Raw genomic sequence first — 15,000 nt, 5'->3', positions numbered from 1 at the left:
GTCGGCGCGTGACCAAATGTTTCATGACAGTCGCGAGACACACACTAGGCGCAACGGAGGATTAACAAAAATCAATAATTATTGGGTTGTGTATAAGTAAAGACTTATAGTTGGCCGGACGGCCTTGGGCGAGAGGATTTAAATAATGCGTAAGTCATTGATGCGTATGACATTGCGTCAATTACAGATCTTCAATGAAGTGTGTGATTTGCGCTCCTACAGCCGCGCGGCCGAGGAAATGTCTCTCACGCAACCCGCCGTCAGCCTGCAAATTCGCCAGCTTGAAGAGCTGATCGGCCAGCCGCTGTTCGATTACGTCGGCAAAAAGCTCTACATGACTGAAGCCGCCGAAGCCTTGCAGCGCGCCAGCCGGGATATTTTCGGGCGCCTGGAAAACCTCGATATGCAGCTGTCGGACATGCAGGGCTCGCTGCAAGGCCAACTGAAACTGGCGGTGGAATCCAGCGCCAAGTACTTCGTGCCGCACCTGTTCGCGGCCTTTAAACGCCAGCACCCGGAGGTGCAGTTGCACCTCACGGTGGTCAACCGCGCCCAGGTGATTCGCAGGCTGTCGGACAACCGCGACGACCTGGTGATCATGTCCATGGTGCCCCAGGACATGGGCCTGGAATTCCTGCCGTTCCTGAACAACCCGATTGTCGCCGTGGCGCCGCTCGATCACCCGTTAAGCCTGCAAGGGCCGCTGCGCCTTCAAGACCTGGAACCCTACACGCTGCTCATCCGCGAACCAGGTTCCGGCACGCGACTGGCCTGCGAGGAGTACTTCAAGGAAAAACGCGTGCACTTCACCCAAACAGTGGAAGTGGCCTCGGCCGAGGCGCAGCGCGAGTGCGTGAATGCAGGGTTGGGCGTGGCGTTGCTGACGCGCCACGCAGTCAACCTGGAGCTGGCCACCGGCGGGCTCAAGGAGCTGCCGGTAGAAGAACTGCCGCTGTACCGCAGTTGGTGCCTGGTGCAAGCCAAGGCCAAGCGCCTGTCACCGGTGGCCCATGCGTTCCTGGGCTTTATCCGCAGCGAACGCGTACAGATCAGCGCGCTGGCTGAGCGTTTCGCTGGGCAGCCGCGGGTGCCTGCCAGTGGAGTTCCGGGTAGTCACTGATGCTCTGGAGCAGTTGGCGCTCCTCACAGCGGTCTTCGATTGCGCGACGGAACGCCATGCGGCGCTGGTCTTCTTGCTGACGACGGGTTTTGACGGTGCTGCTGTCTTCGTAGTGCCGGGCCATTTCGAGTCTCCCAATGCGAGTACGGGGAGTACAGAATGGGCGCAAGGGATGACGGTTTGGCGGCGCGAGGGTTACAGGACGATGAATCTTCTGAAATAAGCGCAAAACCAAGGTGGGAGCTGGCTTGCCTGCGATAGCGGTGGGTCAGCCGACATATCCGGCGACTGATACACAGCCATCGCAGGCAAGCCAGCTCCCACATTTGACCGAGGGCGACCTCGAATCAGTCGTCGAGGGCTTTGACGGACTTTGGCGACAACCGCAGGCTGCGCAAGCTGCGCTTCACGCTCTTGAGGTGGTTGACCAGGCTCGGCCCGCGCGCCATGGCCACGCCCATCGCCAACACGTCGATCACCACCAGATGCGCAATACGCGAGGTCAGCGGCGTGTAGATTTCAGTGTCTTCGTGCACGTCGATCGCCAGGTTGACCGTGGACAGCTCTGCCAACGGCGTCTGGCTCGGGCACAGGGTGATCAACGAAGCGCCGCTTTCACGCACCAGGTTGGCGGTGATCAGCAGGTCTTTGGAGCGCCCGGACTGGGAAATGCAGATGGCCACGTCGGTCGGCTTCAAGGTCACCGCCGACATTGCCTGCATGTGCGGGTCACTGTAGGCCGCAGCAGTGAGCAGCAGGCGGAAGAATTTGTGCTGGGCATCAGCGGCGACGGCTCCCGAAGCACCAAAGCCATAAAACTCCACGCGCTGGGCTTGGGACATGGCGGTCACGGCCTTTTGCAGCTCAACCGGATCGAGCTTCTCACGCACTTCCATCAGCGTGTGCAAGGTGGTGTCGAAGATTTTCAGGCTGTAGTCGGCGACGGAGTCGTCTTCATGAATCGCAAACTGCCCGAAGCTCGCACCGGCCGCCAGGCTTTGCGCCAGCTTGAGTTTCAAATCCTGGAACCCGGAACAACCGATGGCACGGCAAAAGCGCACGATGGTCGGCTCACTGATGCCCACGCTGTGGGCCAGGTCGGCCATGGAACTGTGCATCACGGCCGCAGGGTCAAGCAGCACGTGATCGGCAACCTTGAGTTCCGATTTGCGTAACAGGTGGCGCGACTGGGCGATATGTTGCAACAGGTTCAAAGGGCAGGACTCTTGTTATTGGCAGACGCCAGGGATGTAGCAAGCTTGTAGTTATACTACAAGAATTACCGTTTTGCCCGCCCGATGCATCACTAAATCGCCCTGATGCCCTTTGAATCAGCGGGCAGCCGCCTTGTAGCCACAGGGGCGGCGTGGCGGTCTTTAAGGAAAGTCTGCATTTTTTCGTAATAAATCTGCCAACCCTTCAGCAGCCATCGGCCGACTGATCAAGTAACCCTGCACTTCATCGCAGCGTTCGCCGCGCAGGAAATCCAGCTGCTGCTGGTCTTCCACACCTTCGGCCACCACCTTGAGCGCCAGCCCGTGGGCCATGGCGATGATTGCGCGAGTGATGGCCGCATCTTCCCGGCCCTGACCAAGCCCCCGGATAAAAGTCTGGTCGATCTTCACGTAATCCACGGGGATGCGCTTGAGGTAGCTGAGGGACGAATACCCGGTGCCGAAGTCATCGATGGCCAACTTCACGCCCAAATCGCGCAATTGCTGGAAGGTGGCGATGATGTGCTCAACGCTGTCGAGTAGCTGGCTTTCGGTCAGCTCCAGCTCCAGGTATTGCGGGTCCAGGCCGGTTTCTTCCAGCACCTGGCGCACCAGGCTGACCAACTTGCCCTGGCGCAACTGATGCACGGAAAGGTTCACCGACACGCGAATCGGCGCCAGCCCCTGGCGCTGCCATTCGCACGCCTGCCAGCACGCCTGGCGCAGCACGAATTCGCCCAGCGGCACGATCAAGCCGGTTTCTTCGGCCAGACCAATAAAGTCCCCCGGCGGCACCATGCCCCACTGCGGGTGCTCCCAGCGCACCAGCGCCTCGGCGGCGTTCAGCTTGCCCGTGGCCAGGCACAGTTTCGGTTGGTAGAACACCGTGAGCTGGCGCTCGTCGATGGCCTTGCGCAGGTGGTTTTCCAGCTGCAAACGCTCCAGCGTGCTGGCTTGCAGGCTGTCGGTGTAGAACTGGAAATTATTGCCGCCCAAATGCTTGGCGTGCTGCATGGCCATGTTGGATTGGCTGACCAGCGCAGAAATTTCCCGCGCATTATCCGGCAGCAAGCTGACGCCCATGGAGGCACTGACCACCAGCTCATGCCCCTCCACCGTCACCGGCACCCGCAATTTGGCGAGCAGCCGCGTGGCCACCCGTGCCAGGCTCGACAGGCTGCCGTAGGCATCGAACAGCACGGCAAACTCATCACCGGACAGGCGTGCGATGGTGTCAGCTTCAGGCAAGGCATTGATCAGACGGCGGGCCATTTTCTGCAACAATTGGTCGGCGACTTCATGGCCGAGGCTGTCGTTGAGCAGCTTGAAGCGGTCCAGGTTGATATGCAGCAGCGCCAGGCTGCGCCCGCCTTGCCGCACCCGCGCATGGGCCTCACGCAGGCGTTCGCGAAACAGCGAACGGTTGGCCAGGCCCGTCAGCTCGTCATAGTGAGTGAGGTAGCGCATGCGCTCCTCGGATTCACGCCGCGCGGACAAATCGGCGAAGAAGCCCACAATATGGCTGACTTTTCCCCGAGCATCGCGCACCACATTCAATTGCAGCCACTGCGGGTACAGCTCGCCGTTCTTGCGCGTTTCCACCAACTCGCCCTGCCAGGTGCCATGGCTGAGCAGTGCCTGGCGGATCACCGGGAAGTGACGGCGGGCGTCACGGCTGCTGGGCAGTTCGACGACATTGCGGCCGATCATGTCGTCGATTTCAAAGCCGGTGACGCGACTGAAGGCCTGGTTGACGGCGATCAGCACGTACTCAGGGTCAAGAATCACGATGCCTTCGCTGGCCGCTTCGAACACCGTCGAGGCCAGGCGTTGCTGTTCCTCCAGTGCCTTGTCGGCGCTGATGTCGCGGCGCGTGCCGAGCATGCGCGTGACGCGGCCGCCGGGCGTGCGCTCCACGGCGCGGCCACGGTCTTCGATCCACACCCAATGGCCGTCGCCATGGCGCACGCGGTATTCCACCTGGTAATCCTCGCTGCGCCCTTTGAGGTGCTCCACCAACGCACGCTTGAGCAGCGGCAGGTCTTCGGGGTGCAGGCGCGGCTTGAGGTGGCTGAGCATCGCCGTGACGTACTCCGGCTCCAGGCCAAACAACTCTTTGAGCTGGGTGTGATGCACCTCGTCGGTTTGCAGGTTCCAGTCCCACAGGCCCAACTCACTGGCTTGCAGGGCCATGGCCAGGCGCGCTTCACTTTTATTCAGGGCCAGGCTGGCGGCGTCCAGTTCCTGGCTGCGTTGCGTCACGCGGTCTTGCAGGCCGATCTGCGCGTCGCGTAATTCCTGTTCGGCCTGGCGACGTTGGCCGACTTCGCGCACCAGTTCCTGATTCAACTGCTCGCTGCGTTGCTGCGCTTGCTGAAGATGCTCGATCAGCGCCTGGTTCTGGAAGCGCCGCAACAAACCGCGCTGGATCAGGCGGTTGACCTGCCACGCCACCAGGCTCAGGGACGCCAGCAAGATCAGGCCGAGCACGCCCCAGCCTTGCTGCTGCGAGGCGCCGTTCCAAAACAGATAGACGATGGGCGGCACCAGGCACGGCACCGCAAAGGACAGGAACGCCGGCAAGCTCACGGCATAGGCCACGCTGGCTGACAACGTCGCGGCGCCAATCAGGCCGAATACCCAGGCCTGCTGCATAAAGCTATTGGCCGGCACCAGGGCAATGGCGGCGGTGGCCAGGGTCAGCCCACTGACCGCCGAGCCGAGCATGAACATGCGCCGCCAGATCGGCTGGGCCTGGCGACTGGGCATCGCCGAATCAAAGGCCGCCACCTGGATGACGCGCAGGGCTACCAGGGCGAGCAGCCAGACCAGCCAGATGCTGTCCAACAGGTATTGCTTGGGGTTCCACAGCAACCAGGCGCAGACCAGGCCGTTGACCAGCATCAGTAACGTCGGCAGCAATGAGCCTTGATACAACAGGCGAGTGCGTTCGACCGCTATCTCGGTTGCGTAATGTTTACGAATGACCTGCGCGGGCGCCACCGAGGGGCCAAACAGGTCGGGACTGAGGGTCATAGGCAGTATTCTTATAATGGTGAGCCCGAAACGTGGACGGAGCATACACAAGCAAGCGCTTGGGCCAAACTGCTCCAAGTCATAAAAACCACACGGTTTTTACACACAACCTTCGTGGCCAAAGCGCTTGAGCTAGACCCTGCGCGGGCTGTGGGCCATGACTTACCGGTCATCACCGTCAGCAGAATGTTTGCGCGGCCAGGATCGCCCGGAAAGTTTTGCATCGACCACCCGGCATTGGGATTTGCCCGACTCCCCGCAGCACCCTAGAATGCGCCGATGCGCGATGATCTCTCCCTTTTGCTGAACTCCCTCAACGATGCCCAACGCCAGGCTGTTGCAGCCCCCGTTGGCCGTCAGTTGGTCCTGGCCGGTGCTGGCTCCGGTAAAACCCGAGTGCTGGTGCACCGTATCGCCTGGTTGATCCAGGTCGAAAACGCGTCCCCGCATTCCATCCTGTCGGTGACCTTCACCAACAAGGCCGCTGCCGAGATGCGCCACCGCATCGAGCAGTTGATGGGCATCAGCCCGGCCGGCATGTGGGTGGGCACGTTCCACGGCTTGGCGCACCGCCTGTTGCGGGCGCACTGGCAGGAAGCCGGGTTGAGCCAGACCTTTCAGATTCTCGACAGCGACGACCAGCAACGCCTGGTCAAGCGGGTGATCCGCGAGCTGGGCCTGGACGAGCAACGCTGGCCGGCGCGCCAGGCGCAATGGTTTATCAACGGTCAGAAAGACGAAGGCCTGCGCCCGCAACATATCCAGGCCAGCGGCGATTTGTTCCTGGCCACCATGCGCAGCATTTATGAAGCCTACGAGGCCGCCTGCGTGCGCGCCGGTGTGATCGACTTCTCCGAGCTGCTGCTGCGCGCCCTCGACCTGTGGCGCGACAACCCAGGCTTGCTGGCCCATTACCAGAAACGCTTCCGACACATTCTGGTGGACGAGTTCCAGGACACCAACGCCGTGCAGTACGCCTGGTTGCGCCTGCTGGCCAAGGGCGGCGACAGCCTGATGGTGGTGGGCGACGACGACCAGTCGATCTACGGCTGGCGCGGCGCAAAAATCGAGAACATCTACCAGTATTCCGACGACTTCCCGGACGCGATCACCATCCGCCTGGAACAGAATTACCGCTCCACCGCCGGCATCCTCAAGGCCGCCAACGCCTTGATCGCCAACAACACCGGGCGCATGGGCAAAGAGTTGTGGACCGACGGCGGCGAAGGCGAAGCGATCAACCTGTACGCCGCGTTCAATGAACACGACGAAGCGCGCTACGTGGTGGAAACCATCGAAAGCGCGTTGAAAACCGGCCTGGCGCGCAGCGATATCGCGATTTTGTACCGTTCCAACGCCCAATCGCGGGTGCTGGAAGAAGCCTTGCTGCGCGAGCGCATTCCGTACCGCATCTATGGTGGCCAGCGTTTCTTTGAACGGGCCGAAATCAAAAACGCCATGGCCTACCTGCGCTTGCTGGAAGGCCGTGGCAACGATGCGGCGCTGGAGCGGGTGATCAACATCCCGGCGCGTGGCATCGGTGAGAAAACCGTTGAAGCGATTCGCGACCACGCCCGCCACGCCGATGTGTCGATGTGGGAATCCATGCGCTTGCTGATCGCCAACAAGGGCCTGACCGGCCGCGCCGCCGGGGCATTGGGCGTGTTTGTCGAGCTGATCGAGAACCTGGCGGCCAAATGCGCGGAAATGCCGTTGCACTTGATGACCCAGACCGTGATCGAGCAGTCCGGCCTGATCGCCTATCACGAAGCGGAAAAAGGCGAAAAAGGCCAGGCCCGGGTAGAAAACCTTGAGGAACTGGTCAGCGCGGCCCGCGCATTCGAAAACACCGAGGAAGACGAAGAGCTGACGCCGCTCGCCGCCTTCCTCGGCCATGCGTCGCTGGAAGCCGGTGATACCCAGGCCGATGAGCATGAAGACAGCATCCAGCTGATGACCTTGCACAGCGCCAAGGGCCTGGAATTTCCGTATGTGTTCCTGGTAGGCATGGAAGAAGGCCTGTTCCCACACAAGATGAGCCTGGAAGAGCCCGGCCGTCTTGAGGAAGAACGCCGCCTGGCCTACGTGGGCATCACCCGCGCCATGCAGAACCTGGTGATGACCTACGCCGAGACCCGACGCCTGTACGGCAGCGAGACCTACAACAAGGTGTCGCGCTTCGTACGTGAAGTGCCGAAAGGCCTGATCCAGGAAGTGCGCTTGTCCAACAGCGTCAGCCGACCGTTCGGCGGCGGCCAGCAGCAGAACTCCAGCAGCATGTTCGCCGGTTCCGAAATACCAGAAACCCCGTTCAGCCTTGGCCAGCAGGTCAAGCATGCGATCTTCGGTGAGGGTGTGATCCTTAACTTCGAGGGTGCCGGCGCCCAGGCGCGGGTACAGGTGAACTTCGCCGAAGGCAGCAAGTGGCTGATGATGGGCTATGCAAAGCTCGAAGCCGTCTGACAATCGCTTGTGGCGAGGGAGCTTGCTCCCGCTGGAACACGAAGCGCTCCCATTTTGCGCCGTGCCAATCTATCAGGCTGCGTTTGCCAGTCAGGGGCTGCTTCGCAGCCCAGCGGGAGCAAGCTCCCTCGCCACATAAGCCAATATGATGAAACTTCGCGTTACATGAAGGTTGATGGCCCGCCCTTGTTTTTACCAAGCGCGGGCCAATATCTGAGATAAGTCCTACGGGCCATTCTGAATCGGTCTTACGCAAAAGCCCGAAACATTATGTCGCTAGCCACTGTCACGACACCTGTGCAACATGGCGCGCGTGCAATCCACAAATGGGAATTCCCTTTATGAAACGTTTTCTTAGCATCGCCATGGCGTTGTGCATCGGCCTGACGATGAGCCTCGACGCCAACGCCAAGCGCTTCGGTGGCGGCAAAAGCATGGGCTCGGCTCCGACTCACCAGACCAGCCAAATGGCTCCTTCCGCCGGTGGCATGGGCGGCGCAGCTGCGACCGCTGGTGCAGCCGGTGCCGCTGGCGCTGCTGCCAAGGCCGGCGGTGCTTCGCGCTGGTTAGGCCCTCTGGCCGGTATCGCCGCCGGTGGCCTGCTCGCTTCCATGTTCATGGGCGGCGGCTTCCAGGGCATGCAGATCTTCGACATCCTGATCCTGGCGGTCATCGCGTTTGTGATCTTCCGCTTTATCGCCGCCCGTCGACGCAAGCAGCAGGAGCACCTGGCGCCAGCCGGCGCGCCGATGCAGCGTGAAGTGTTCGAGCAAAAACCAGCCATGGGTTCGATCTTCGGTGGTTCGGCTGCGCCTGCCGCCGCCCGCCCGGTGATCAATGCACCGGCCTGGTTCAACGAAGAACGTTTCGTCGAAGCGGCCCGCAGCCACTTCCAGTCCCTGCAGCAGCACTGGGACGCCAACGAAATGGACAAGATCGCCGAGTTCGTGACCCCGCAACTGCTGGAGTTCCTCAAGCGCGAACGCGCCGAAATCGGTGATGCGTTCCAGTCGACTTACATCGACGACCTGCGCGTGCAGCTGGACGGTGTGGATGATCGCGCCGACAAGACCATCGCCACCCTGACCTTCAGCGGTGTGTCGAAGACCTCGCGTTTCGACCAGGGTGAAGTGTTCAGCGAAAGCTGGAACATGGAACGCCCGCAAGGCGAGAACCAGCCTTGGCTGGTCGCAGGTATCCGCCAGAACGGCTGATAACCCTACGCTTGAGCACTTGGTAATAAAAACCCCGGACATGTTCCGGGGTTTTCTATTTCGCGGTTGCACTTATAGCGAGCTACTGTATAAAACGCCCTATTAACCGCGCCAACTAGCAAGAGGATCCCGGCCGTGGAAGAAATCATCGAACAATTGCGTGAAGCCAACGAACCGGTCCCGGTTCCTCTGGAGCTGCCTGACGAAGACCAGATTGTGGAAATCGAAGAACAACTGTTCATCGACATCCCGTTTGTATTCCGTGAATTCCTGCTGACCGTCAGCGACGTGGTGTACGGCAGCCTGGAACCGGTGACCGTCACCGACCCGCAGTCCCACACCTACCTGCCGGACGTTGCCGCCAACGCCTGGGACGCCGGTGTTGACCGCAGCATGATCCCGATCTGCCAGGACGGCGATGACTACTACTGCGTCGAAGAGGACGGCACCGTGGTGCTGTGGTCCGGCGAAGAAGAACTGGTCACCGAAGAAACCTGGGAATCGGTTTGGCACTGGGCGCGGGACGTCTGGCTGGAAAGCTGACGCTTTTTGTGGCGAGGGAGCTTGCTCCCGCTGGGCTGCGAAGCAGCCCCAACCAGGGCAACGCGTTTTTCCAGGTGTGGCGAGGTGACTGTTTTAGGGCTGCTGCGCACCCCAGCGGGAGCAAGCTCCCTCGCCACAATGACATCAGTGCTCTGGCGTATCTTTGTGGTTATCCAGGGTCTCCAGCAAGGCGACCTGCATCCGCGTATGCACGCGGATGAACCACCGCCAGAGCACCGCCGCCACCGCCGCCGTGACCACGGCAATCAGCACCAGCAACTTGTTGGTCGGCAAAATACTCGCCGACAAGGCTGCCAATAGCAGGAAGATCACCAACAGCGACAGGATCGGGATCACCTCCGCGATCACCCGTCGCACACGCTGGGTATGCCGCCCGGCCATCTCCGGTTTCACACTCATCTCCGCCAGCAACATCGACAGCGCCTTGAGCTTGCGGTACGCCGCAATCAGAAACGGCAGCGACAGCAGCAACGCCCCACCCCAGATCAATGCCTTCTGCCAGCTCGGATCACTGATCCAGCCTTCCAGGTACCCGCCAATGCGCGCCGCGAAGAAGCTGCCGGCAAAGAAGATCGCGATCACCAATGCCAGGTTCACGCCCACTTGCAGGATGATCTTGCGAATCATCGACGCCAGCATCGCGCCCTCACCTTGAGGCTGAATACTGCGCAACCATTCGCCATACAGGCCGAACACCCGGCTCATGCGCTTGGGCATTACCGCGGCAATCTTCAACGACAATGGGTCAGCGCCGCGAATCAAGTACGGCGTGAGCAGCGTGGTGATCGCCGAAACCGCCACCGCCACTGGATAGAGGAAGTCACTGGTCACCTGCAAGGTCATCCCCAGCGCGGCGATGATGAAGGAAAACTCGCCAATCTGTGACAGCCCCATACCTACACGCAGTGAGGTACGGCCATCATTGCCGGCAATAAACGCCCCCAGGCCGCATGACAGCATCTTGCCCAGCACCACCGCCACGGTAATCACCGCGATGGGCCAGGCGTACTGCAGCAGGATCTGCGGGTCGATCATCAAGCCGATGGCGACAAAGAAGATCGCGCTGAACATGTCGCGAACCGGTTCGATCAGGCGTTCAATTTTAATCAACTGGCGAGATTCGGCCATGATCGCGCCGATCAGGAACGCGCCCAGCACCATGCTGTATTCGAGTTTGACCACCAGCAGGCAAAAGCCGAAACACAGGCCCAACACGGTGATCAGCAGCATCTCGTTACTTTCAAACTTGGCCACATAGGCCAACAGGCGCGGCACCAGCAAAATGCCGATGACCAACGCCACGATCATGAACAGCGACAGCTTGCCAACCGTAGAGAACACCTCACCGGAACTCACCGTGCCGCTGACGGCGATGCTCGACAGCAAGGCGATGATGCCGATGCCCAGGATGTCCTCGACGATCAGCACGCCAAAAATCAGTTGGGCAAAACGCTGGTTCTTCATCTTCAGGTCATTGAGCGCCTTGACGATGATGGTGGTCGAGGAAATCGCCAGGATCGCGCCGAGGAACAGCGAGTCCATGGTGTTCCAGTCGAACCAGCGGCCGATCTCGTAGCCGATCCAGATCATCAGGATGATTTCCAGGAAGGCCGCGATAAACGCCGTGGCGCCGACCTTGAACAACTTGCGCAGGCTGAACTCCAGGCCCAGGCAGAACATCAGGAAGATCACCCCCAGCTCAGCCAGGGTCTTGATGGTGTCTTCGTCGTGGATCAGGCCGAACGGCGGCGTGTGAGGGCCGATGATGAACCCGGCGACGATATACCCCAGCACCACCGGCTGCTTGAGGCGGTGAAACAGGATGGTGACAACCCCTGCCACCAGCATGATCACGGCCAAGTCCTGGATAAAGCTGATGGCGTGCATGGCGAGGGGCTCCTTGAGGGGTACTGGCGCTTTTCCCACTTCCACACGCGCCCTTGAACAATCGCTAAGCGCGGAAGGAAAAGTCTGCCTTGATCGTAAGAAATGCCCTGGGATGGGCTTTTGAAGGTTAACACCACGACTTCCGGCAGAAAGCCGGTGCAATATATGGAAACAGATCGGCGTTCGCGTGACGGCAAGCCGCCCACTGGCGTCCCGTTAGGGAGAGCGCTGTAAAGATTCCAGCACCCGTAGAGGTGTCCCCCAACCAATGCCTACAACCCGTGAGTGTGCTATGGAACCCGGAAACGCCCAGCTGTCGATGACGGTATTGATGACCCCTGACATGGCCAACTTCTCAGGCAATGTGCACGGCGGCACCCTGCTCAAATACCTCGACGAAGTGGCCTACGCTTGCGCGAGCCGTTACGCGGGCCGTTATGTGGTCACGCTGTCGGTCGACCAGGTGATTTTTCGCGAGCCGATCCATGTCGGCGAGCTGGTGACCTTCCTGGCCTCGGTCAACTACACCGGCAACACATCGATGGAAGTGGGCATCAAGGTGGTGACCGAAAACATCCGCGAGCGCTCGGTGCGCCATACCAACAGCTGCTTCTTCACCATGGTGGCCGTGGACGACCAGCGCAAACCCGCCGCCGTACCGCCGCTGCAGCCACAGAACAGCGAAGACAAGCGCCGCTTTGTGCAGGCGCAGCAGCGTCGGCAGATTCGTCAGGAGCTGGAGAAGCGTTATCGGGAAATCAAGGCAGACGGGCCGTAAATTTCGAGCTGTAAACCCAATCGAATGTGGGAGCTGGCTTGCCTGCGATGAGCATAGGTATCTACACAACTTTTAAAAGCAGCCTATTTCTCCTGTGGCGAGCAGGCTTGTCCTGCGTTGGGCTGCGAAGCAGCCCCAAAAACAGACGCTGAGTACTTTCAGCAAAATTGCCGTGCCTGTACTGGGGCCGCTTCGCAGCCCAACGCAGGACAAGCCTGCTCGCCACAACAGCCCACCTGCCACAGACTTCGTGTTAACCGGTTGTGTAGATACCTATGCTGCGATGAGGGCCTGACAGTCGACATCTTTGTCGCCTGACACACCGCTATCGCAGGCAAGCCAGCTCCCACATTGGATTTTGTGTGCTTACAGGCCGATGGGTGTTGCTTCGAAGCGTACGCGAGGATGCGCGATACGATCCTGAGCCCGTACCAGCTCCAGCTCGTAACTGGCGCAGGCCTGGGTTTCCAGCAGCACTTCATGCACCGCTGCGGCGGTGAATTCGAAGGCCGCCAACAGGCTGTCACCCAACAGCACCCGCGCCAGGAACAACCCCGACGTCAGGTCGCCTACCCCCACCGGCTGACGCGGGAACGCCAGCAACGGCCGGCGCAAGTGCCAGCTGCCTTCAGCGGTAACCAGCAGCATCTCGAAACCCTCCGGCAGCTTGCCCGGATAATCCAAGTGTTTGACCAATACCGCCTTCGGCCCACGGGCCAGCAGTGCCTTGGCCATGGCCAGGCAATCGAACAGCGATTGCGGCTTGCGCCCGGCAAAGCTGTCCAGCTCCAGCTGGTTGGGGCACAGGAAATCCGCCATGGCCGCCGCCTCGTCCAGCAGGAAATCGCTGACTTCCTGGGGCACGATGCAGCCTTTTTCCGGATGGCCCATGACTGGGTCGCACAGGTACAGGGCCTTGGGGTTGATGGCCTTGATACGGGCCACGCCGGTAAGAATCGCTCGGCCCTGGTCGGCACTGCCCAAGTAGCCGGACAGCACCGCATCGCAGTTGCCCAACTCGCCAATCGCGGCAATGCCTTCTACCAACGCCGGAATTTGCTGCGGCGCCAGCACTTCGCCCGCCCACTGGCCATACTGAGTGTGATTGGAGAACTGCACCGTGTTCAGCGGCCAGACGTTCACCCCGACCCGCTGCATGGGGAACACGGCGGCGCTGTTTCCGGCGTGGCCAAAGACCACATGAGACTGGATCGCAAGCAGATGAGGTGTGCGTTTCATGCGGGAGATTTCCGTAAAGCCGTTTGAATTCTGGCCGCGCAGTATGCGACTAAAACCAGCCTGTACGACAGACCAGAGACACAGTTAAGCTGCTCTCACTTTGTTGGAGTTCATCGCATGCTGACCCTGGGAAATATCTTCGTGTTGATGCTGTTGGCGACCGGTGCCGCCTGGGTGTGGCACAACCACGGCCTGCGCGAACGGGCGCTGGAGCGGGTCAAGCAGCATTGCGCCAAACTGGATATCGAACTGCTCGACGGCGCAGTGGCGTTAAAACGCATCGGTTTTGTGAAAGATGCCAATGGTCGACGGCGTCTGGCACGCATTTACAACTTTGAGTTCACCGTGACCGGCGAAGCCCGTCACCCCGGGACTATCACTCAGTTTGGCGCCCACAGCGCGCAGATCGAATTGGCGCCCTACCCGTTCGAGATCAAGACACCGCAGCCCAGCGCCGAAGTCATCGAGCTGAGCCAATGGCGCCAGGACCACGCCAGCAAGACCCGTCACTGACGGCACGCGGCCAGCGTGCTCTGTAGCCCAGCCACGTCCTGTGGCTGGCTGAAGATCAATTCAATACGTGAATCGCGGCGCCACTCGCTGGGCTGCCAGGTGAGTGGACTATTATCCACAGCATTAGCCGACACCCAGGTAGCGCCGCTGTGGATAACCAGCTTGGCGCGGCGCCATTCAAGGCCAGAAAGCCAGCTGTGCAGGCGCGCAATGTCGAACGACTGGCTCGGATGCCAGCGCCAACCGATACTCCAGCCACCTTCCTGGGCCTGACTCAGGCAAATGGGCAACGCAGGATCAACCCAGACGGCGGGCATCTGTACCACACCTTTGGGCACCTCGAAGTTATCCACAGCTGCGCCAGCCTGTGCATCCAGGCCGGGCAATTGCTTGAGCGGCAACTGCGCCTGGCGTGTCCAGTAAATCGGGCAAGCAGGCAGTTGCTGTTCTATGGCCTGGCGCTGTGAGGCATCCAACGATTCATCTTTGTTCAATACCAACAAACCGGCGCTGGCCAGCGCTTCCTGCTGCGCTTGCGGCAAAGCTTTGCCCGCTGCCAAGGCTTGGGCATCCAATACCAACACACACGGCTGAACCGCGAGCACGCCCTGCCATGGCGCCTCGCGCAACTGCTTGAGCAACTGCGCCGGATGCCCCAGGCCCGAGGGCTCGATAAACAGCCGATCCGGCTTGGCCTTACGCAACAGGCGGCCAAGCCCTACCTGGAACGGTGCACCATTCACACAGCACAAACAGCCACCAGCGACTTCGCCCAGCGCAATGCCGTCGTCGTCCTGTGTAAGCAAGGCAGCGTCCAGGCCGATTTGCCCGAACTCATTGATCAACACGGCCCAGCGCTCGTTGGCCGGGCGTTGGGCCAACAGGTGTTTGATCAGGCTGGTCTTGCCGGCGCCCAAAGGCCCGGCAATCACGTGGGTAGGAATGTTCTGCAGCATGGGGCTTCATTCAGGC

At 60.6% G+C, this 15,000-nt stretch carries 12 protein-coding genes; 6 read left to right on the top strand and 6 right to left on the bottom strand.

Annotated elements, in window-relative coordinates:
* Positions 1–145 precede the first annotated feature (145 nt).
* Complete coding sequence (locus tag AB4P96_RS02195; RefSeq protein WP_017135776.1) at positions 146–1,120, top strand: LysR family transcriptional regulator; 975 nt, start codon at positions 146–148, stop codon at positions 1,118–1,120.
* On the opposite strand, the gene AB4P96_RS02190 is transcribed toward AB4P96_RS02195, so the two are convergent.
* The 3 genes from AB4P96_RS02190 to AB4P96_RS02180 form a co-directional block, all read right to left on the bottom strand.
* Positions 1,050–1,244, bottom strand: coding sequence for a PA3496 family putative envelope integrity protein (locus tag AB4P96_RS02190; protein WP_017135775.1), 195 nt, complete (start codon positions 1,242–1,244; stop codon positions 1,050–1,052). The two genes, AB4P96_RS02195 and AB4P96_RS02190, sit on opposite strands and share 71 nt — an antisense overlap.
* A gap of 223 nt (positions 1,245–1,467) precedes the next feature.
* Positions 1,468–2,334 carry a transcriptional regulator HexR gene (gene hexR / locus AB4P96_RS02185; protein ID WP_003177007.1) on the bottom strand — a complete coding sequence of 289 codons (867 nt, stop codon included), beginning with the start codon at positions 2,332–2,334 and terminating at the stop codon, positions 1,468–1,470.
* Between the two features lie 162 nt (positions 2,335–2,496).
* Positions 2,497–5,370 carry an EAL domain-containing protein gene (locus tag AB4P96_RS02180; RefSeq protein WP_395600469.1) on the bottom strand — a complete coding sequence of 958 codons (2,874 nt, stop codon included), beginning with the start codon at positions 5,368–5,370 and terminating at the stop codon, positions 2,497–2,499.
* A 279-nt stretch (positions 5,371–5,649) separates the two neighbouring features.
* Here AB4P96_RS02180 and uvrD point away from each other — a divergent pair, with 279 nt between their 5' ends.
* The 3 genes from uvrD (at position 5,650) to AB4P96_RS02165 (ending at position 9,590) form a co-directional block, all read left to right on the top strand.
* Complete coding sequence (uvrD, locus tag AB4P96_RS02175; protein ID WP_017135773.1) at positions 5,650–7,833, top strand: DNA helicase II; 2,184 nt, start codon at positions 5,650–5,652, stop codon at positions 7,831–7,833.
* A gap of 341 nt (positions 7,834–8,174) precedes the next feature.
* Positions 8,175–9,047 (top strand): Tim44 domain-containing protein, encoded by an 873-nt coding sequence (locus tag AB4P96_RS02170; protein WP_056860905.1) that lies wholly within the window; start codon positions 8,175–8,177, stop codon positions 9,045–9,047.
* A 135-nt stretch (positions 9,048–9,182) separates the two neighbouring features.
* Positions 9,183–9,590, top strand: a complete 408-nt coding sequence (locus AB4P96_RS02165; RefSeq protein WP_017135771.1) for an SMI1/KNR4 family protein — start codon at positions 9,183–9,185, stop codon at positions 9,588–9,590.
* Positions 9,591–9,734: 144 nt separating this feature from the next.
* On the opposite strand, the gene AB4P96_RS02160 is transcribed toward AB4P96_RS02165, so the two are convergent.
* On the bottom strand, positions 9,735–11,498 hold the full coding sequence (locus AB4P96_RS02160; protein ID WP_236445598.1) for a cation:proton antiporter: 1,764 nt from the start codon (positions 11,496–11,498) through the stop codon (positions 9,735–9,737).
* Between the two features lie 292 nt (positions 11,499–11,790).
* Between AB4P96_RS02160 and AB4P96_RS02155 the strand changes: the two genes are divergently transcribed.
* Positions 11,791–12,276, top strand: a complete 486-nt coding sequence (locus AB4P96_RS02155; RefSeq protein ID WP_017135769.1) for an acyl-CoA thioesterase — start codon at positions 11,791–11,793, stop codon at positions 12,274–12,276.
* A gap of 366 nt (positions 12,277–12,642) precedes the next feature.
* On the opposite strand, the gene pdxY is transcribed toward AB4P96_RS02155, so the two are convergent.
* On the bottom strand, positions 12,643–13,515 hold the full coding sequence (gene pdxY / locus AB4P96_RS02150) for a pyridoxal kinase PdxY (RefSeq protein WP_058421087.1): 873 nt from the start codon (positions 13,513–13,515) through the stop codon (positions 12,643–12,645).
* A 117-nt stretch (positions 13,516–13,632) separates the two neighbouring features.
* On the opposite strand from pdxY, the gene AB4P96_RS02145 reads away from it, so the two are divergent.
* Positions 13,633–14,028, top strand: a complete 396-nt coding sequence (locus AB4P96_RS02145) for a DUF3301 domain-containing protein (RefSeq protein ID WP_017135767.1) — start codon at positions 13,633–13,635, stop codon at positions 14,026–14,028.
* Here the strand turns inward: AB4P96_RS02145 and AB4P96_RS02140 are convergent.
* Complete coding sequence (locus AB4P96_RS02140; RefSeq protein ID WP_395600468.1) at positions 14,022–14,984, bottom strand: CobW family GTP-binding protein; 963 nt, start codon at positions 14,982–14,984, stop codon at positions 14,022–14,024. The genes AB4P96_RS02145 and AB4P96_RS02140 overlap by 7 nt on opposite strands.
* Positions 14,985–15,000 lie beyond the last annotated feature (16 nt).

The organism is Pseudomonas sp. B19125 (genome assembly GCF_044218855.1).
GTDB lineage: Bacteria > Pseudomonadota > Gammaproteobacteria > Pseudomonadales > Pseudomonadaceae > Aquipseudomonas > Aquipseudomonas edaphica.
This window is presented reverse-complemented; position numbering and strand designations above follow the sequence as displayed.